The organism is Nitrosomonas nitrosa, from assembly GCF_003051105.1.
Classification (GTDB): Bacteria; Pseudomonadota; Gammaproteobacteria; order Burkholderiales; family Nitrosomonadaceae; genus Nitrosomonas; species Nitrosomonas nitrosa.
In genome coordinates this window covers 75,283-94,643 of the sequence record NZ_QAOO01000013.1, presented here as the reverse complement: position 1 = coordinate 94,643, position 19,361 = coordinate 75,283, and the positions used below count along the sequence as shown (strand labels likewise).

Sequence of the window (19,361 nt, the reverse complement as noted above, 5' to 3'; positions counted from 1 at the left end):
GCCCAATCAGTTAAGATAAGTTACGCTTTTTGGAGCAGATATGCTAGACATTCAACTATTACGTACCGACTTGGATCATATTGCCGCACGTCTAACCAGCCGTGGCCATACTTTCCCTATTGCGCAGTTCAATGCGCTGGAAGCGCAACGCAAATCCATACAAACACATACGCAGGCCCTCCAAGCGAAACGTAATGCGACTTCCAAACAGATCGGCATTGCCAAACAAAAAGGTGAAGATGTGAGCGCGATCATGGCTGAAGTCGCTCAGCTCGGTGATGAGCTCAAGCAAGCCGAAAATCAGCTCGCATCCATTCAGGCTGAGCTGCAGCAGATTCTGCTAGTCACACCCAATTTGGCGCATGACAGTGTTCCGGAAGGAAAAAGTGATGCGGACAATCGCGAGATACGGCGTTGGGGAACACCGAGAACGTTTGACTTTGCTATCCAAGACCATGTCAGTATTGGAGAATCGTTGGGGCTGCTGGATTTTGCCACGGCTGCCAAGCTCAGTGGTGCGCGTTTTAATGTCATGAAAGGCGGCATCGCACGCCTGCATCGTGCGCTCGCGCAATTCATGCTGGATACCCATGTCCAGGAACATGGTTACACAGAAGTTTATGTCCCCTATTTGGTCAACGCAGAATGTTTGCGGGGCACCGGCCAATTACCCAAATTCGAGGAAGATCTGTTTGCCGTGCATGCGGGCAGCAGCAGCCTGTCCGATTCGACGGTACCCACCGAGCAACACCCTTTCAAATTGCATCTCATACCGACGGCGGAGGTACCACTGACCAATATAGTGCGTGAAGAGATCATCCCCCTTGAACAACTTCCACTGAAATTGGTTGCTCACACCCCCTGTTTCCGCTCGGAAGCAGGTAGCTATGGTAAAGACACGAGGGGGTTGATCCGCCAGCACCAGTTCGATAAGGTTGAGCTTGTACATATCGTGCATCCACAAAAATCCTATGAAGCACTGGAACAACTCGTCAGTCACGCCGAGAATATCTTACAGAAATTAGCATTACCCTATCGGGTGATGACATTGTGTACTGGTGATATGGGTTTTTCGGCGGCGAAGACCTATGATATCGAAGTGTGGCTACCTGCCCAAAATACCTACCGCGAAATATCTTCTTGCAGCAACTGTGAGGCTTTCCAAGCACGGCGTATGCAGGCGCGCTTTCGTAATGAAAAAGGCAAACCGGAATTGCTGCACACACTCAATGGCTCTGGACTGGCAGTTGGCCGAACGCTGGTAGCCATTCTCGAGAACTACCAAAACGCAGATGGCAGCGTGACGATTCCATCTGCTTTACAATCTTATATGGGCGGCCTTGACCAACTCGCCATCGAAAGCGGACAATGAGCCCGATGTGACACGTTTCTCTTAATCCGGAGGGTATTAAAATGCAAAATGAAAGTAATAGCACGACCCATAACCAAGACGAAATAGCCAAACTTGAAGCTGATATCCGCGAGGCAATCGCTCATGGTGGCGATGTCAAGGAAACGGTGCGGCAATTGACACTCAAAGCCATGCATGCAAAAAGCTTGGACCCCGAGTCGCTTGGCCGGATTGCAGCCGCTGTGATGCAAGGCGCCCATGATGGCGCACAGCAGAAACTGCAGCTGGCATCGGAGCAAACACACACAGCCCAGGCTCAGATTAGTAACGCGGTTTCTGGGCTGGACACTGCCTTTGCACAATTTGCCGAGGCATCAAAATTAGCACTGGAAGAAGCAGCTGGAAAAGCACAACAATTCTCACGCGAGGAACTCACCAAAACACGTGCCGATCTCGAAGCGCTAGAAGATTTGTTCTTGGATGTCGTGAAACGCACGGCTTCTGCCGCAGAAGGGGTGATTGCTGACACGCTAAACGATCTACTCGCGCATGCAATACGCAATGGCACAGCCATCGGTGCTCAGTTGCAAGATACGTTAGCAACCTTTTCGCACCAAATAGGGTCGGTAGGACATGCCCAATTTGAAGTAGGCTTGCAACTCACGCAAGCAACCGCCGATCTGTTACATAAAATTGCCACAGGCGTGTTGACAGGCATTTCTGAGCAGACCAGCAAATCTGGCAGTCAGAAATAAGCTTTTACCCAATGGACTACCGACACTCACCAGCCGCCCCATCGTCGGTACTGGCTGATGAGTGAACACGATTTCTGATCATTACCCCAAAACTTGATAGCAATCATCCCGCGATAAACCCATAGTGGCACAGCCGTACCATTCTGCTTGTGAAGCTACCGAACGCTATCATACATGCAGTTGACGGTTTAGCAAGCTGAACGGACGCGGTCGGTCATCGATTCAGCATAGCGTTTGCGCAAAGGACCCTTCTAAAAGATCGCTGTCCAGATCACTTTGGTCACCATGATCAACGCTACACAACCCACAAGTATTGCAAAGCCTTGCCGAAGCCTGGGCCCGGCAAAGCGATCGGCAAATACGCGTCCGATTAGCATGCCTACAATCGTGGCTACACAGAAAGGAATTGCGATCGACCAGTTCAGCGCACCCATGGCAATGGCCGATATCACACCTGTCATGGAAATCAGCGCAACAATGGCCAGCGAGGTAGCCAGTATGGACTGCATGGTCAGGTTCGTCGCTTTACTGAGGGTTGGCACGATCACGAAGCCCCCTCCCACGCCTAGGAGCCCCGATAGAAAACCTGCCGACGTTCCAGCAAGGGCTAATGCCCGAAAGCAAGGAAACGTCCAAATCAACCGTCCGCTGATATCATCCAAACGGCAAGGAGGCGCGGCCAATATTCTTGCGTCTTTTTCGTTTTCATGTAGGCTTTGCAGAAACATGTGTACGGCGACATACATCAGCACGCTGGCAAACAGCAAAGTCAACGGTGCATTGGGTAATTGTTGCGCAACCCATATGCCCACAGGCGCAGTCAGCGCACCGGTGACCGCAATCAAGCTCGCTGCCCGATACCGCACTCTTTTCTGCTTGAACGCCAACAAAGCACCGATCGCAGAGGACAACCCCACAGCAAGCAAACCGATGGGAGCGGCTTCAGCTACGGTCAGGTGCAAACTGAACATCAGTAGCGGCACCGCGATGATGGTGCCGCCTGCTCCTGTCAATGCCAGGATAAACCCGGTCACCAACCCGAGTAACACTTCGATTAAATAGATTTCCATGTCAGCTTAATTTGCGGCAGTTGAGCGAGTGAGCCATTCACGGCCTTTCAACATAGCATTCCAGTAAAGCCAAGGGAATAATTTGGCTTTGAGCAGCCAGGCAAATCGATTGGGTAAGGTTGGATCGACGAGCGGGAAAGTCGGCAGCAATTTACCACCAAAACCGAATTCCGCCAGGATGACCTTGCCTTTCTCGACGGTCAGTGGACAAGCACCGTAGCCATCATAAGTATTGGGGAATTCCCTTCCTTCTTTGGCTGCAAGTAAATTTTCAGCGACGATGACAATCTGTTTTCTCGCTGCAGCAGCCGTTTTGGCATTCGGCGAAGAACAAGCATCACCAAGCGAGAATATATTGGGATAGCGCGCGTGCTGCAAGGTTTTGGGATTGACTTCACAAAATCCTGCCGCATCCGCCAATGGACTTTTGCTGAGAAAATCAGGCGCAACCTGTGGAGGAGTGACATGCAGCATATCAAACGGTTTATCGACACGCGCGACATTCCCCTCACTGTCCTTGATCTCGAAAGTAGCGATTTTATGAGCCCCATCAACTTTGACCAGGTTGGCATTGAAAACCAGTTTGGCATGATAACGCTTGACGTATTCCATCAGTGAAGGCACAAAATCAGCCACCCCAAACAAAACGGCACCCGCGGTGTTAAATTCAACCTCGATATGATCCAGCGTGCGTTCACGCAGCCAATGGTCGCATGACAGGTACATCGCTTTCTGCGGCGCACCCGCACATTTGATAGGCATGGGAGGTTGTGTAAATAGCGCCTTGCCGCTTTTTAGGCTTTTTGTCAGTGACCAAGTATAAGGAGCAAGATCGAATTGATAGTTGGAAGTCACGCCATTTTTACCCAGCGTTTCTTGTACACCTTCGATTTTTTCCCAAGCTAAACGAATACCCGGACAAACGATCAACTGCCGATAGCCAATCGCTCGGCCATCCGCTAATTGAACCAGATTGTTGTCCGGGTCGAATCCAGACGCCGCTGCTTGTATCCATTCTGCCTTGGGTGGAATGACATCAGCCATATTCCTTACCGTTTGGGTGACGTCAAAAGCACCCCCACCCACCAGCGTCCAAGCGGGCTGGTAATAATGCTTGTCACTGGGCTCGATTATGGCGATGCGCAAGCTGGGTCGTCGGTGCAACAAACTCGCTGTCACACCAATACCCGCCGCACCGCCACCTACCACGACGATATCAAAAGCATTACCCCAATTACAGGCAGCCGTAACTAAAAGCGATTTCTCCGTTGACCCATGCGGCACAGGTATTGTTTCAGGTGCCTGCTCTGTCCAACTGCAAGCAGCCGTTACGGTTTCTTCCTCAGATTTCATTTTATCCGTTTCCAATTGAGTCAACTCATAAAGAGCGGTCGCACGCTTACCGGACCCACAAAATGCCAGCACCGGGCCTGGTAATTCCGTAAGCAATTTGTGGAATGCTTCACTTTTCTCCATGGAAACCTTACCAATTTCAACCGGCAGGTAAGCAAATTGAATACCCAGTGAGTGGGCAGCCTTTTCGAGTTGCTGATGAGTTGGCTGCGTTGCCCCGCCTTCTTGATCAGGGCGATTACAAATGATGGATTTATAGCCTGCTTTGGCAATTTCTGCCAAATCATCGATAGTGACTTGGCTGCAAACAGACAGCTTCTCATTCAGTTTAGTCGTGGAAACGTTCATTTTTTTACCTCCAGAAAGGGTCGAATGATTGACTCCGCTCACTACTCGTTTGTATCCGCACAATAAAGCCGGTATAAAGTTTGCATGATCTCTAATGCCTCCTGACTCGCCAAGCGGTAGTAGATGAATTTGCCTTTGCGCTCGGTACTGACGAGCTTTTCTTCACGTAACACGGTAAGCTGCTGTGACAATGTGGGCTGACGGATACCCAGTAGACGTTCCAGCTCACCTACATTCTTTTCGCCACGTACAAGCTGACATAGGATGAGTAAACGATCTTCGTTTGCCAATGCTTTCAGCAAAGTGCTCGCCTGTGCCGCAGCGGCTCTGCTCGACAAGATATCGACCAAATCCGCGGTTTTTTCTGTTTGCTCTAAAATGGATTGATCTCTCAGCATAGTCTGCTACTCAAATTTATTTTTTCTTTGCATCTGGATGTGACGCACGGCGCCGCTCTAGCACTTCAAAAATCCCCATGCCGACCAGCATCGCCACGACAAATACTATGCCGTGCAGATTACCTGCCCCCACCAGCACAAGTCCCGGACCTGGGCAAATACCTGCCATCCCCCAGCCGATGCCAAATGCCAGACTGCCTAGCAGCAAGCGCTTGTCGATAACGCGCGAAGTAGGAAGCTGAATGGAAGAACCTAAGTAGGTCTGACCGCGGCGGCGCGCCACGCTGAAGGCAATTGCACCCACGCTGATCGCACCGATCATGACGAATGCCAGCGAAGGGTCCCAGGAACCCGTCATATCGAGAAACGCCAAAACCTTGGCAGGATTGGCCATCTCCGACCAAATCAACCCTATGCCAAAAACCAGTCCTGCCAGTAACGCGACAACCATCGTAATCATTTAGTGTACTCCTCAATCAAATCATCAACTCAACAAGTGTCTTATCACATAGACCGTAGCGATCCCCGTCATCATGAAAATGAGGGTAGCTACAATCGATCTAGGCGACAAACGCGAAAGACCACAAACACCATGACCGCTGGTACAACCCGATCCATAGCGGGTACCTAATCCTACGATCAATCCTGCCAATGCCAGAACGACATAGCTGGTATCAACCTGGATAGTCGGCAATTCTCCAAACTGCCGCCACAAGTAAGGCGCCAAAATAAGCCCTGCAACAAAGGCTATACGCCATCCCATATCGCGCCATTGCAATTTGAACAAACCGCCCACAATGCCAGAAATACCCGCGATCCGGCCTGCCAGCAAAAGCAATACTGCCGTTGCAATACCAATCACCATGCCGCCCGCCAACGCCGAACCCGGCGTGAAATGCGTCCAATCGATACTCATATTCACTCTCCTAAATTTATCTTTACATATATTAATTATTAGTATTATATTAATAAGTATATTATAGTCAATAAAACTATAAAATTTTTAATTGATCTTAACCATAAAGGGAGGTGGCCATGCAACCTAATATCCAAGCTTTTTTTGACCCCGCTACCTGGACAGTCACTTATGTCGTATTTGACGAACCGAGGGGAAATTGCGCCATCATCGATCCGGTGCTCGATTACGATCCAAAAGCAGGCAGAACGAAAACGGTCTCAGCAGACAGCGTCATCGCATTTATCAACGAACAAAAATTGACCGTAAGCTGGATTCTGGAAACGCATGCCCACGCCGATCATCTTTCCGCCGCCGACTACCTTAAAAGCAGACTAGGCGGAAAAACAGCGATAGGCGATCACATACCCCTTGTGCAAAAAACTTTCAAGAAACTGTTCAATATGGAGGCGGAATTTACGCCAAATGGTTCACAGTTCGATCATCTGCTAGCTGATGGTGAATCATTCAATGTCGGAAAATTGATAGGTAAAGCCATTTCAGTGTCAGGGCACACGCCCGCCGACATGGCCTATCAATTCGAAGATGCCGTCTTTGTCGGTGATACCCTATTTATGCCCGATGTAGGTACTGCACGGGCTGATTTTCCCGGAGGTGACGCACGTCAGCTATATCGATCGATTCGTAAATTGCTCGATTTACCATCCGAAACAAAATTGTTCATGTGCCATGATTACCCCCCAAAAGAGCGTGCTGCACAGTGGCAAACAACCGTCGCGCAGCAACGCGCTCACAATATTCATGTGCACGATGGCGTAAGCGAGGATGCGTTTGTCGCTATGCGCACCGCGCGTGATGCGACCCTGGAAATGCCCGTCCTGATGCTCCCTTCGGTTCAACTCAATGTGCGTGCTGGACAATTGCCCCCAGCGGAAGATAATGGAGTATCCTATTTTAAAATTCCAATCAATGCGATCTAAGCTTTTCACTGCGGATTAATATGGAGGGACAAAAGATGGCACGCTTCGATGACAAAAGGCGCCAATTTTTACAATTCGCGGCATTCGGCACTATGGCTGCAGCATGGCCAGGCTTCCTCCTAGCAGAAGGGGCTAAAACGAATAATGCGCCCAATCGTACTTTCAAGCCTGATGTTGAAATAGCGCTGACAGCCCGGACAGCCTCAGTCCCTCTCAAACCGGGCACTGCGACCCGCGTTTTTCAGTATCATGGCAAACTGCTCAAAGGCCCCTCCTCCACATTGACTGAGATGCCCAGTTATTTAGGGCCTACCCTCAATCTCGTGCGCGGGCAAAAAGTTCGTATCATATTTTATAACCAGCTACCTGAACCAACGATCGCCCATTGGCACGGTATGCATGTGCCGCAGAAAATGGATGGGCATCCCATGTATGCGATCAACAAGGGTGAGCGGTATGTATACGAATTCGAGGTCAAGAATCCCGCTGGCACGAATTGGTATCATGCACATACCCATGAAATGACCGCCACTCAGGTCTATCAAGGGCTGGCAGGGCTGATCACCGTAACCGATGAGCACGAACAAAAGCTGGCACTGCCCAGCGACGAATACGATCTCTCCATCGTCATTCAAGATCGGCGGTTCACCGCTGACAATCAATTGCGCTATCTCCAACATGGCAGACATGAACGGATCTTGGGTTTTCTGGGCGATACCATTTTGATCAATGGGCAGATCGACCCTATCATCCCTGTCAAAACCCGTGCCTATCGGTTGCGGTTGTTCAATGGCTCGAATTCGAGAATCTATAAGCTCGGTTGGGAAGACGGCACCCCTTTGACGGCCATTGGCACCGACGGCGCACTGCTTGGAAAACCCGAAAACTACCCTTACATCATGCTTGCACCCGCTGAACGGGTTGAACTCTGGGTCGATTTCAGTGGACGTGAAATCGGCTCTGATCTCGTGCTCCATAGCCTCGAATACCACGGCGCGATGCCCCATATGGGGGGAGGTCGGCGTGGAGGCAGGGAAAATGAAGACAGAAGAGGGGATAGCGGCAGCGGCATGATGGGCCGTCGACTCACTCAAGGGGATAATTTTCCAGTGGTTAAATTCCACATAGCCGAGAAAACCAGTGAATCGCATGAATTACCGAGTACCCTGGTACCATTTCAACGCTTGTTGGATCGTGATGTAGCCAACCCAGACAGCCCCATCCTCATTGGACTGAGCATGATGCATATGTCACCCGAGCTCAACCACCGATCGTTTGAAATGGAAGCTGTCGCAGAAAGTGAAAAAATTCCTGTCAATACTATCCAGAAAATCAGAATCTTTCAGGAAGATCACGCAATGCGCAGAGGAGGTAGAAGAGGCATGGGTGGAAGGGGAGATACGGATGAAAGTGACGAACGGGGAGGAAGAAGAGGTGGCAGAGGCGGAGGAATGGGTATGATGATGTCGATGGCCCACCCGATTCATCTGCATGGACAACAATTCCAGATACTCTCCCGCCTGACCCAAAATCGACACGGCAGCGGCTATGACAGCGTCAAGGATGGTTTTATCAATAGCGGCTGGAAAGATACTGTGCTGGTTATGCCCGGAGAAGAAGTTACCATCATCAAGCCGTTCCAAGATTATACCGGTCTTTTTCTTTATCACTGCCATAACCTTGAACACGAGGATATGGGCATGATGCGGAATTTCTTGGTGAGTTGATCGATACAATAATATTGGAAAAGCGTTCTTACATTTTATGGAGGAGAATATCATGAACAGCTACAAGAGCACCGCCTCGATCGTTCTAGGAACCATGTTAACAATTTCATTGTTACTGACACCAATGCAATTAATCGCAGCTGATCACAAAAAAGAAGGTCACGCGCATGGCAGTATGATGAGGCATGATCATGACCATAGCCACAGTTATGCACAGATGGTTGCCTCTCATGCAGAAGCACTGCAGCTTACGAATGAACAACTCGGGAAAGTTGTTCGGCTGCATATGAAAGGCGAAAAAGCACACAAAAAACTCAAGCAGAAAATGCACAAAAGCCACCATGCGTTCAAGGAAGCGAGTATGAAGCCGAGTACCGACGAGGCCGCCCTGGATAAATTGGCGAAGGAACATGCAGCGGATCACCAGGCCATGATCGATCACCATATCAATGAACGCAAGGTAGTCCATGAAATCTTAACCCCTGAGCAACTGAGCCAACTTAAAACCATGAAAATGCACCATGGCAAGCATGGTCACGATCATGGAAGCAGCAAGCATGATCAACAGGGCAATGCCGAACATGATCATGGAGGGGAAGGAAAAAAGCGGCAAAATCAGCATGACGGTCACTAGACTCGGAAAGTTGGCATAAAATTGATCGATACAGCCCCCCCTCTTCGGATCGACGAGAAGGTGGCTGTATACTGGAAACGAGTAGAAATTCTTGATGTGAGGTAATGATCAAGAGAAATGTGCAACATGCATGTTTATGAAACTTACAAAACAGAAATCAGAAAGTGTTAATCAACTTGAGCAAGGGGAGCACTCAGCGTAAACAGCTTTTATGACCAATCAGCATAGCATTCATCCTACCCCGCCTTTAAAAGGGAAGGCAGAACTTATCCACCGCTATCTAGTCATTTTTCTTCATGTCATTATGGGGATAGAGCTTGCGGCAGTGTTATACGAAGGTCACTGGATTCACGCTTTTCTGCTCATTGCCATTAGTATCATCACGCTGTTGCCCATTGTGCTAAATCGAAAATTCCGGTTCTATATCCCCGCTGAATTTCAAATTCTAACCATCATCTTTGTTTTTGCTGCACTGTTTCTCGGTGAAATCCACCGCTATTACGATCGCTGGTGGTGGTGGGATATTGCTCTGCACGGTAGTTCCGGGTTGTTGCTGGGTATTTTCGGTTTTTTGCTGGTTTACGTGCTTAATGAGAATGAACGCGCACAGTTATCGATGCGCCCGCGTTTTATCGCGCTTTTTGCTTTTGTATTCGCGGTGGCGGTCGGTGCGCTTTGGGAGATTTTTGAGTTTGCGGTTGATCAAATTTTCGGAGCCAACATGCAAAAACCCATGCTGGGAGATGACTCTGGCCTCACTGACACCATGTGGGATCTCATTGTCGATGCGATCGGCGCTCTGATTATCAGTTTGTGGGGATGGTGGTATCTGATGCGTCGTAAGCGCTCTTTCATTGAAGTCTGGATTGACAAATTCATTACCCGCAATCCACATCTTTTCAGAAGCTACCACTCTTCAAAATCGGAAAAGGATTGATTTACCCGGCTAATACTGTATACAGTATCGAGGACCGCGCTTTCTTTAGCTATGTTTTTACTTCATCCTACAGCATCAAATGATTGTTATGAAAAAAATCATATTACTTGCCTACCTATTGATATTCGTGATGATGCCCGCCCACGCGGAATGGGTGATGGTAAGTTCTAGTAAAAAAGGTGTAATGCATTATTTTGATCCAGACAACATACAAATTAACGGCCAGTTCCGGAAAGTCTGGGTATTATCAAGCTACGAACAAAAGCAGACAGGTGGTTATCAGGCTACAAAAAGTTTGTATAAACTAGATTGCCCAAATAATCAGGCCCGATCCCGCACCATGCTGCTCTACCCCGACCCATACGCAGAGATGAGTGTCATCGGCGCTCAGCATGATCAATCAACAGAGTGGTTCAACTACACCGCCAATTCCTTCCTTGGTCGCATCGCCAGAACCGTCTGTAATGAGTAGCGCAGTTTTTTGATTCCTTAATGCGCGTATGAATCGGTCAAGAACTTTCGCAAAACAGCCAGCGTATCCTCTATATCACGAACTGTATGGTTGGCGTTGATTTGGAAACGTATTTCTTCGTCACCCTTGGGAACGACGGGATAATTCAAGCCAGTCGCTAAAATACCCTGTTGGAACAGGTATTCAGTAAGCCGCGCTGTTTGCCGGGTATCGCGCACCACCAGCGGGGTGACTGGATGTTCGCCGGGAATGGTTTCAAAACCCAGTTCGGCCAGACCTGCTTCGAAGCGGGCTGTCAATTGGCGTAATCTGGTCAAGCGCTTGATTCCTTCTCCGCTTTCCAGTATGTCGAGTGAACCCTTGGCAGCTAGAGCTTCGGCTGGCGTGATCGGGTTCGAATAAATATAAAAAGAGGACATTTCCCGCAGATAATCGACTACCGCCGTGCTCGTAACGACATAACCCCCGTTAACCCCTAGCGCTTTGCCAAGGGTCGCGATCAGTATATCGACCTGGCTTTGCGTATATTCTTCAGTTCCGCGCCCCGTCTGACCGAATGCGCCTACCCCGTGCGAATCATCCGCAATGGTTATGATTCCTTCAGCAAAATATTGTTCATATTTACGGGAAATCGCGACAATCTCATCCAAGGGCGCGAAATCACCGCGCATGCTGAAAATGCCGTCGGTGATGACCAGTACTCGCCTAATTTCCGCCCCCCCTTCCGTTGACTGACCAGCAGCGTATTTGCCGAGTATTTGTTCGAATGCAGCCATGTCGAGATGGGGGTAAATCTCTTTCTTGGCGGGATGAGAAAGACGTGTGGCGTTGATGATGCTGTTGTGATTCAACTGATCGCTCACCACCAGTGTTTGTTCGTGCACCAGCGGCGGCAACACCCCCATGACAGCAGCGTAAGCCGCACTAAAAATCATTGCGGAGGGCCGTCCGTGGAATGCGGCCAAACGTCTTTCAAGTTCGACATGCGGCTGGAACGTACCCGAGATAAAGCGTACCGCCCCCGGCCCGGTCCCCAAATGTCGTACGCCCTCTTCTTCCGCGGCGACCACTCTGGGATGAAGTGTGAGACCCAAGTATGAGTTGGAATTCATGAGCAAATACGGTTTTTTATCCCCTGCTAAAAAATAACGCGGGCCGGGGTTCTCATCCTCCATAGCGTTTGGCAAACGACCGGCTTTGATCCAGTCGGGAACCGCAATGCTTGCAATCACTTTTTCTGCCCCTTTGCGCGCGCCTTTCGCGTTCAGTTCCTCCAACTTCGAAACACAATAAGCATCCAATTTTTCCAGTGACATCGCAACTCCTCAATAAAAAGTTTAGCCGAGCTTTTTCATCAAATGACCGATCATGTCCTCCGTCATGGTTGCGAGATCGAACTGAGGCTGCCAGCCCCACTCATCGCGCGCAGCCTGATCATCCATGTGGCGCGGCCATGAATCGGCGATCGCTTGGCGGACCGGGTCGACCTGATAGTGCATCGTGAATTCGGGAAGGTGCTTGTGAATTTGTGCGGCCAGCTCTTCCGGCGCAAAGCTCATCGCCGTCACATTAAAAGCATTACGATGTTTCAAGCTGCGCGGATCGGCTTCCATCAGCTCGATGGCAGCGCGCACGGCATCGGGCATATACATCATATCCAGGTACGTCCCCTCTCTTAAAAAACAGGTGTATTCCTTTCGTTGAATCGCCTGGTAAAAAATTTCGACAGCGTAATCAGTGGTACCACCGCCGGGCAACGTTTCATACGAGATCAGGCCAGGGTAGCGTACGCCACGGGTATCCACCCCGAAACGGCTGAAATAATAATCACACAGCAGCTCGCCCGACACTTTACATACCCCATAAAGGGTATTGGGGCGTTGAATGGTATCCTGCGGGGTGTGATCACGCGGCGTGCCAGGGCCAAAAGCACCGATCGAGCTTGGAAAAAACACCGCACACCCATTCTCGCGGCTAACTTCGAGAACGTTGAACAGTCCCTCCATATTGATTTTCCAGGCAGCTTGCGGATTCTGTTCCGCAACAGCAGACAATAACGCCGCCAAGTGAAAAATTGTATCGATACGGAAATCCCGCACAATCTTCGCAAGCGCAGCAATATCGGTCACATCCAGTACTGTGTAGGGCCCTTCTTCCACAAACGCTTTTTGCGGCGATCTTTTATGGCCGGTAGCCACCACATTTTCGCTCCCGTAACGTATCCGCAGCGCGGGAACCAACTCAGAACCGATTTGCCCGGTCGCCCCTGTTACCAAGATTCGTTTCATACATCCCCATTCTGTCAGATGAAAGGTATTGCACAGCATGCAAGCGCTTGCCCATTGATCATTATCGCTCTATAACGTGCGCTGTTGTCAAATAGCAAGCGCAAAGATCAGAGGGATGGGAAGGTAAGGGCCCTTCTCCAAGCAAACCCGGCACCAATTGCCGCACCGGTGAAATTGAGCACGACATCGGTGAAACTCGCGTACCTTCCCGGGATGGCGATCTGATGCCATTCCAGCAGCGCCCCATAAGCACCCGCGATCATCACAGCCAGCAGCAACCCGATCCACCCATAAAAATAGGGTTGCAGACATCGGCAAAGTGTCCAGGCGAGCGCTGCATAGGCTGGTATATGCAGCAAATTGTGCACAGTGGGCGTAAACCAGGAAAAAACGGCATAAATGATCGTCTGATCATCGGGCGGTTCCCCCGGTATCGACGAGATGGCATATAGACCGATCATCACACCAAGCGGCCAGGCGAATGGCAAAATAAGCTTACTGCTTTCGGTATCCATGCGCATGCTATTCGATATAAAAGTGAATGAGCCACCTATCTTAACAGTATTGATCGAGTAACAAAAAAACGCGTATCCCAGGCAGGGATCGGAACTGTTAAGATTTCGAGCGATGCATACAGGAAGCAATGATATGCTCCCACTTTCGAAGCATTAAATCATCTACCAACTAACCATCTACCAACAAACCTATTGTTAGTTTATAAATAAGGTATCTTATGCCTGAATTCGACCCGATTCTCCCAGAAACCGCGGCACAACACGCGGTATCGCGGGTACCCACCGCTCACTATGACGAAACAGTCAACGCAGTTTTGGCCAGATTATCCGGCCATGCCTATGATTATGCCGGATCGGTCTATGTGCTCGATGACGAGGGTAAATTGATCGGTATGGCACACATGGCTCGCTTGCTTGCGGCAAAACCGGCGCAGATGATCAAGGAAATCGCGAGAACACATTTCCCGGAAGTCCTGCCCGACACAGATCAAGAAGACGTGGCATCACTCGCCATCAGCCAGGGCCTGACGGCTGTTCCTGTAGTGGATGGCAATCAACGGCTCGTTGGCGTGGTGCCGCCCGATGCGATTTTCGAGGTTTTGCGGAGGGAACACGTGGAAGATCTGCATCGTCTGGCCGGTATCCGTAGAGAAACGGCCCGCGCGCGGACAGCGATGGAAGCGCCGCCCATGCGCCGGGCACGAGATCGACTTCCATGGTTGCTGGTCGGACTCGTTGGCAGCATGCTCGCAACGATCGTCATGTCCTGGTTCGAACATGCACTGGAGGCAAAACTTGCGATTGCATTCTTTGTACCGGCCATCGTCTATATTGCAGATGCTATCGGCACGCAAACAGAAGCGATCGCGGTGCGTGGTCTATCGCTGAGCAATACCCCGCTCAATCAGTTGATTGGCGGCGAGCTGCGCACCGGACTGCTGATTGGCCTATCCTTGGGACTGCTGACTATCCCCTTCACTTGGCTGGTTTTTGGCGATCCTAGGCTGGCCATTGCCGTCGCACTCTCATTGATCGTTGCCGGCTCGGCCGCAACTACCATTGGCCTCGGGTTCCCCTGGTTGCTTGCGCACTTCGGCAAAGACCCCGCGTTTGGCAGTGGCCCCATCGCGACCATTATCCAGGATGTATTGAGCCTGCTCATCTACTTCACGATTGCCACTTTGCTAGTGGTTTGATCTTATAGAGAAGGGCTATTAGTTTATTCAAACTCAAAGGAGAAATCTTCATCGCTTAGCTCACGCTACCAAGTGATATTGGATGGCGGCTCAATATGCAGATTTCATGTTTGCCGGTTATTTCTACAGCCTAACACCTCAAACATATACTTTCTCGCACATATCAATACAAATACCGTGTCTGTATAGTCATTCTGACTGCCCGACACTTTCGCCCTTTGCAAGCGGAATCAAAGTCTGATTGCCGCAAAAAACCTTTACTCCCGTTTGCAGTGAATGTGTCAAAGCACGAACGATAGCAAAAATGAACGTTACTGCCACTTGACCGCTACATCTTTGAGTGCTCAATATTGATACTATATACAGGAAGCAGGCATGAGCACCATCCTTGCTTGAAAAATAAGGTGCTAGCATAAGGTTCCGTATATCGCCCATGCACATCATCAAGAACAACTGGCCACAATAGGAAGTCATGACTAAAAATGCTGCGACGAGCTGATCGACGCACATCGGGAAGATTTTCTTTCCTCATCCAGGCATCGCTAGAAAACGTACGCGAACCATTCATGCCCCGCTATTTCAAATGCAATTCAGCGATTAAATAATAGGAACAACACAATGACCGAACCGACCATCGTTTGTCCCAACTGCCACACCGAAATCAAATTGACCGAGTCGCTGGCCGCGCCGCTGCTGGCAGCGACCCGCAGGCAGTTTGAACAGCAGCTCGCTCAAAAAGAGAGCGATATCGTTAAACGCGAGCAGGCCATGCGCGATAGGGAACAGCAGCTCATTAGCGAAAAAACCAAGCTCGATGAGCAAGTAGCCGACAAAGTCGCCGAGCAATTGAAGCAGGAACGCACGCGAATCGCGGCAGAAGAGGCCAGGAAAGCCAAAATGATCACCGAAAGCGAGCTGGAACTGAAAGCGCGTGAGTTGATCGATCTCAAGCAACTGCTGGAACAACGCAATGAAAAGCTGGCCGAAGCGCAGAAAGCCCAAGCCGAACTGATCAAGAAGCAGCGCGAATTGGATGATGCCAAACGCGAGCTGGAACTCACCGTCGAGAAACGAGTGCAGGAAAACCTGACTGCTGCACGCGAGCAAGCGAGGAAAGAAGCCGAAGAAGCACAAAAACTCAAGGTAATGGAAAAAGAACAGACCATCGCCGCAATGCAAAAACAAATCGAGGAACTCAAACGGCGCGCCGAACAAGGCTCGCAGCAATTGCAAGGCGAAGTCCTCGAACTGGAGCTGGAAAACCTGCTGCGCAGCAAATTCCCCCTCGATACCATCGAACCCGTTCCCAAGGGCGAATTCGGCGGTGACGTGCTGCATCGCGTGGTCGGCACGGCTGGACAGCACAGTGGCACCATCTTATGGGAATCCAAACGCACCAAGAACTGGAGCGAGGCTTGGCTCGCAAAATTGCGTGAAGACCAGCGCACCGCCAAAGCGGAAATTGCGGTCATCGTCACCCAAACCCTGCCCAAAGGTGTCGAAACCTTCGAACTGATCGATGGCGTATGGGTCACGCACACCCGTGCCGCGCTACCCGTCGCCGCCATCCTGCGCCAATCCCTGCTGGAACTCGCCCTGGCCCGGCAAGCTTCCGAAGGACAGCAAACAAAGACCGAAATGATCTACCAATACCTCACCGGCCCCCGCTTCCGCCAACGCGTGGAAGCCATCGTCGAAGCCTTCTCCACCATGCAGGAAGACCTCGACAAGGAACGCAAAGCCATCATAAAACAATGGGCCAAACGCCAAGAGCAGATCGAACGCGTAATGAATGCAACAGTCGGGATGTATGGTGATTTGCAGGGGATCGCTGGAAAGTCGTTGCAGGAGATTGAGGGGTTGGAGTTTCCGGCGCTGGAAAATAATTCGGAGCAAGAATGAAAAATCGCATCATCAGCGTCAAGGGTGCTGATATCGCTGACGCATACCGACATGAGCAGGCTACGCAATCAGAGTACAGAATCACTAATCGCAAACTGGTGATGGGTTGAAAGGAACATCACAAGACCAATAAAAAGCCTATTGAACTCATCAATTAAACTCTACGTTCTTATGAAGAAAGTGAACTGGAGTGAACAAGCAATTTCTTTGCAAAAAACATGGATTGCCGCGTCGGCTACGCCGCCTCGCAATGACGCGGAGGGTTTGGCGGCAGTTTGGATAGACCATACTCTCCGTCATTGCGAACGCAGTGAAGCAATCCAGTAAGGTGCCAGGAAGCCGACGTGGGAGTGAAATGAAGGTGAAAGCGTGGATGTTTAGCCAGCCATTCTTTGACGTTCGGATACTTTTGGCTGGCCTAATTGTCGACAATCAAATGCACATCCAAGGTCTGGTCTGTCTATGTATCGAACTTCTTCAAAGACTTGAGAAATTCGTCATTACGATGGCCTGGCAGACATTCACCGATAACAGCTACCTCACAAAGTAAGGAGTCAAGTCGCGAAAAGAGAATGAAAATTGGGAAAATTAGAGGCAAACCACGCTTTTTTGCTAGAATCTATTAGTTACAGCTCAACCACCAACGTAGCCGAACCTTGTGGGAGCGACTTTATTGCCCCTGTCCATTCAGGAGGAGGCCTGTTTGCTAGCGCATCACCACTATTTGGAACCGAATCCAGAACGGGCAGATTGGTATTGCGCCCAGTCGTATACTGCTACATAGCTATTTGGTCAACGTGCAGGGAAAAATGCCGGACTGGTGAAACTGTATTCGCTTTACCTGGCGCCAAGATTAGATGTCGCTGGCGGGCAGATAGCTTAACGCGAACTGTTTCGTTATGAATTGGCGCGGAGACAAGTGGATAAAATTCGGCAAACGACCGAAAGAGATTTTACGCTGGGCAATGAACGCTTCGCGGCACAAATATATGCAATCTTAGGAAAAAGGCGGTATTGGGTAAACCTGGACGCACACGGAACATTGCAGAACCAGAATCCACTAATCTATTTTTATTACATAACAGAAAGCCGTGTTCTGCTCCCCATTCAGCAATTGATTCTAATGCTAAGTACACTAAGATTGAACAGAGGACAGGCTAGCTTGTCTTTGTTAGATACTTTGTCGTATAACAAAGAAGCCATAATCAGCATAGTCTTGGTTTAATCAAATTCATAATTCTGAATAAATAATTTAAACGTTAAACAAAAAATAAATTCAAACCATGTTTATGAAGGAAAATATTGTTCTTGTAAGTACGAATTACCTGGATCTGACGGATAATCAGTTTAATCCCCAAGGATATTGGGAACAGCCGCTGGATATGTCCTCTCCGCCGCTAGCACGTGATCTTGCACTTTTTGATCAAAATGGCTATGACTTAACTGATCTTGAGCAACGCTACGCCAAGGTCAACAAAACCTCTTTCCACGCTCATCGTGAACATCGTCATGCTTTGAAAGCTCCCTGGTTTACACAGCCAGATAGAGTGGAAGGAGCCGTTCTTAATCACAGCTTGTTATTTGAGCGCAAAGGGTATAAAGGCGAGGCGCTGGAACAATTAGAAAGATGGGCACGAGCTAATCCTCTGATATACAAAATCATAAAGATGCGCCCTAAGTGGGGGCTCGATTTAAGCATGGATTATGTGGATCGCGAAGGCAATGTTTTTGAAGTATTGCACTGGGAATATGACGGATTTGATTACGAAGAAGTGGAAGCGCGCAAACAACAATTAGACCCCGTCTTTTCGTCTATTGACTGGGACGATGCCGCAGCCAGCATCCTTAGACAAAAAGATCAATGGCATCACCTGGATTTCTTTGCGCAAAGTGACTGGAAGTGCAATTACTTCGGTATCGTCAAGGAACGCTTCAAAATGGTCATTTGGAAGTAGGCTTAGACTCTGAGATTCCCCTGCCGTATATATTGCCACGATGGCTTGATTACGACCGGCAAGGGCATGCTGTGTATTTTCGACACTTTTACGCTGGCGAACAAAGCCCATTTCATTCGCTACGATGGCAGTAAAACCCCTTGATAAGAGATAGTCGTTTTAGGTCTCCGTAATTTTTTTAAAAAAACTTTCGATATGATTCTATATTTCTAGTATATTGGAAATATGGAAACAAATACTGCTATCAAAATACTGGCCGCCTTAGCACAGGAAACCCGCCTCACGATATTCCGGACGCTTGTACAGACTGGAGAATATGGACTTTCAGCGGGTCAACTCGCTAAAGAATTAAACATCCCCAATGCAACGCTGTCCTTTCACCTGAAAGAATTGACTCATGCAGAACTGGTAATTGCCCGACAGGAAAGCCGCTTTATATATTACTCAGCGAATTTCACAACCATGAGTGCGCTATTGAGTTATCTCACCGAGAATTGTTGCGCCGGTACACCATGCAGCAGCACAGTTGAAATTTGTTGTAATGAAAAAAACAGCTAAAACCTA

General features: G+C 49.4%; 20 protein-coding genes. 12 read left to right on the top strand and 8 right to left on the bottom strand.

Going from position 1 to position 19,361, the window contains the following annotated elements:
- Positions 1–40 precede the first annotated feature (40 nt).
- Positions 41–1,372, top strand: a complete 1,332-nt coding sequence (gene serS, locus C8R30_RS09165) for a serine--tRNA ligase (protein WP_107789988.1) — start codon at positions 41–43, stop codon at positions 1,370–1,372.
- A 41-nt stretch (positions 1,373–1,413) separates the two neighbouring features.
- Complete coding sequence (locus tag C8R30_RS09160; protein WP_107789987.1) at positions 1,414–2,106, top strand: DUF6781 family protein; 693 nt, start codon at positions 1,414–1,416, stop codon at positions 2,104–2,106.
- A gap of 251 nt (positions 2,107–2,357) precedes the next feature.
- On the opposite strand, the gene C8R30_RS09155 is transcribed toward C8R30_RS09160, so the two are convergent.
- The 5 genes from C8R30_RS09155 to C8R30_RS09135 are packed head-to-tail and all read right to left on the bottom strand — an operon-like array spanning position 2,358 to position 6,191.
- On the bottom strand, positions 2,358–3,176 hold the full coding sequence (locus C8R30_RS09155) for a sulfite exporter TauE/SafE family protein (protein WP_107789986.1): 819 nt from the start codon (positions 3,174–3,176) through the stop codon (positions 2,358–2,360).
- Positions 3,177–3,182: 6 nt separating this feature from the next.
- Positions 3,183–4,877 carry a bifunctional protein tyrosine phosphatase family protein/NAD(P)/FAD-dependent oxidoreductase gene (locus C8R30_RS09150; RefSeq protein WP_107789985.1) on the bottom strand — a complete coding sequence of 565 codons (1,695 nt, stop codon included), beginning with the start codon at positions 4,875–4,877 and terminating at the stop codon, positions 3,183–3,185.
- Positions 4,878–4,918: 41 nt separating this feature from the next.
- A complete protein-coding gene (locus tag C8R30_RS09145) occupies positions 4,919–5,275 on the bottom strand; it encodes an ArsR/SmtB family transcription factor (RefSeq protein WP_107783919.1) in 357 nt (118 codons plus the stop codon).
- A gap of 16 nt (positions 5,276–5,291) precedes the next feature.
- Positions 5,292–5,735, bottom strand: a complete 444-nt coding sequence (locus tag C8R30_RS09140; protein ID WP_107783918.1) for a YeeE/YedE family protein — start codon at positions 5,733–5,735, stop codon at positions 5,292–5,294.
- Between the two features lie 24 nt (positions 5,736–5,759).
- The gene (locus C8R30_RS09135) at positions 5,760–6,191 is read right to left on the bottom strand and encodes a YeeE/YedE family protein (RefSeq protein ID WP_107789984.1); all 432 of its coding nucleotides are present in this window, start codon (positions 6,189–6,191) and stop codon (positions 5,760–5,762) included.
- Between the two features lie 119 nt (positions 6,192–6,310).
- On the opposite strand from C8R30_RS09135, the gene C8R30_RS09130 reads away from it, so the two are divergent.
- The 5 genes from C8R30_RS09130 (at position 6,311) to C8R30_RS09110 (ending at position 10,941) form a co-directional block, all read left to right on the top strand.
- On the top strand, positions 6,311–7,171 hold the full coding sequence (locus tag C8R30_RS09130; protein ID WP_107789983.1) for an MBL fold metallo-hydrolase: 861 nt from the start codon (positions 6,311–6,313) through the stop codon (positions 7,169–7,171).
- Positions 7,172–7,206: 35 nt separating this feature from the next.
- Positions 7,207–8,898, top strand: a complete 1,692-nt coding sequence (locus C8R30_RS09125) for a multicopper oxidase family protein (RefSeq protein WP_107789982.1) — start codon at positions 7,207–7,209, stop codon at positions 8,896–8,898.
- 52 nt (positions 8,899–8,950) lie between these two features.
- The gene (locus tag C8R30_RS09120; protein ID WP_181258726.1) at positions 8,951–9,532 is read left to right on the top strand and encodes a Spy/CpxP family protein refolding chaperone; all 582 of its coding nucleotides are present in this window, start codon (positions 8,951–8,953) and stop codon (positions 9,530–9,532) included.
- Between the two features lie 211 nt (positions 9,533–9,743).
- The gene (locus C8R30_RS09115) at positions 9,744–10,469 is read left to right on the top strand and encodes a DUF2238 domain-containing protein (protein ID WP_107789980.1); all 726 of its coding nucleotides are present in this window, start codon (positions 9,744–9,746) and stop codon (positions 10,467–10,469) included.
- An 88-nt stretch (positions 10,470–10,557) separates the two neighbouring features.
- A complete protein-coding gene (locus tag C8R30_RS09110; RefSeq protein WP_090666968.1) occupies positions 10,558–10,941 on the top strand; it encodes a surface-adhesin E family protein in 384 nt (127 codons plus the stop codon).
- 17 nt (positions 10,942–10,958) lie between these two features.
- Here the strand turns inward: C8R30_RS09110 and C8R30_RS09105 are convergent, their stop codons facing one another.
- The 3 genes from C8R30_RS09105 to C8R30_RS09095 all read right to left on the bottom strand — a co-directional run bounded on the left by C8R30_RS09105 (position 10,959) and on the right by C8R30_RS09095 (position 13,744).
- On the bottom strand, positions 10,959–12,257 hold the full coding sequence (locus C8R30_RS09105) for an aminotransferase class I/II-fold pyridoxal phosphate-dependent enzyme (protein ID WP_107789979.1): 1,299 nt from the start codon (positions 12,255–12,257) through the stop codon (positions 10,959–10,961).
- A gap of 21 nt (positions 12,258–12,278) precedes the next feature.
- Complete coding sequence (locus tag C8R30_RS09100; RefSeq protein ID WP_107789978.1) at positions 12,279–13,229, bottom strand: L-threonine 3-dehydrogenase; 951 nt, start codon at positions 13,227–13,229, stop codon at positions 12,279–12,281.
- 107 nt (positions 13,230–13,336) lie between these two features.
- Positions 13,337–13,744: a VanZ family protein gene (locus tag C8R30_RS09095; protein ID WP_181258725.1), complete on the bottom strand. Its 408-nt coding sequence runs from the start codon at positions 13,742–13,744 to the stop codon at positions 13,337–13,339.
- Between the two features lie 218 nt (positions 13,745–13,962).
- On the opposite strand from C8R30_RS09095, the gene C8R30_RS09090 reads away from it, so the two are divergent.
- From C8R30_RS09090 to C8R30_RS09060, 5 genes are all read left to right on the top strand, one after another.
- Positions 13,963–14,940, top strand: a complete 978-nt coding sequence (locus tag C8R30_RS09090) for a magnesium transporter (protein ID WP_090666961.1) — start codon at positions 13,963–13,965, stop codon at positions 14,938–14,940.
- Between the two features lie 618 nt (positions 14,941–15,558).
- Complete coding sequence (locus tag C8R30_RS09080) at positions 15,559–16,842, top strand: DUF2130 domain-containing protein (RefSeq protein ID WP_107789975.1); 1,284 nt, start codon at positions 15,559–15,561, stop codon at positions 16,840–16,842.
- Positions 16,843–17,022: 180 nt separating this feature from the next.
- Positions 17,023–17,169: a hypothetical protein gene (locus C8R30_RS15900; protein ID WP_181258724.1), complete on the top strand. Its 147-nt coding sequence runs from the start codon at positions 17,023–17,025 to the stop codon at positions 17,167–17,169.
- Between the two features lie 956 nt (positions 17,170–18,125).
- A complete protein-coding gene (locus C8R30_RS09065; protein WP_239654075.1) occupies positions 18,126–18,797 on the top strand; it encodes a hypothetical protein in 672 nt (223 codons plus the stop codon).
- Positions 18,798–19,022: 225 nt separating this feature from the next.
- Positions 19,023–19,355 (top strand): ArsR/SmtB family transcription factor, encoded by a 333-nt coding sequence (locus C8R30_RS09060; RefSeq protein WP_107783907.1) that lies wholly within the window; start codon positions 19,023–19,025, stop codon positions 19,353–19,355.
- The last annotated feature ends 6 nt before the right edge of the window (positions 19,356–19,361 follow it).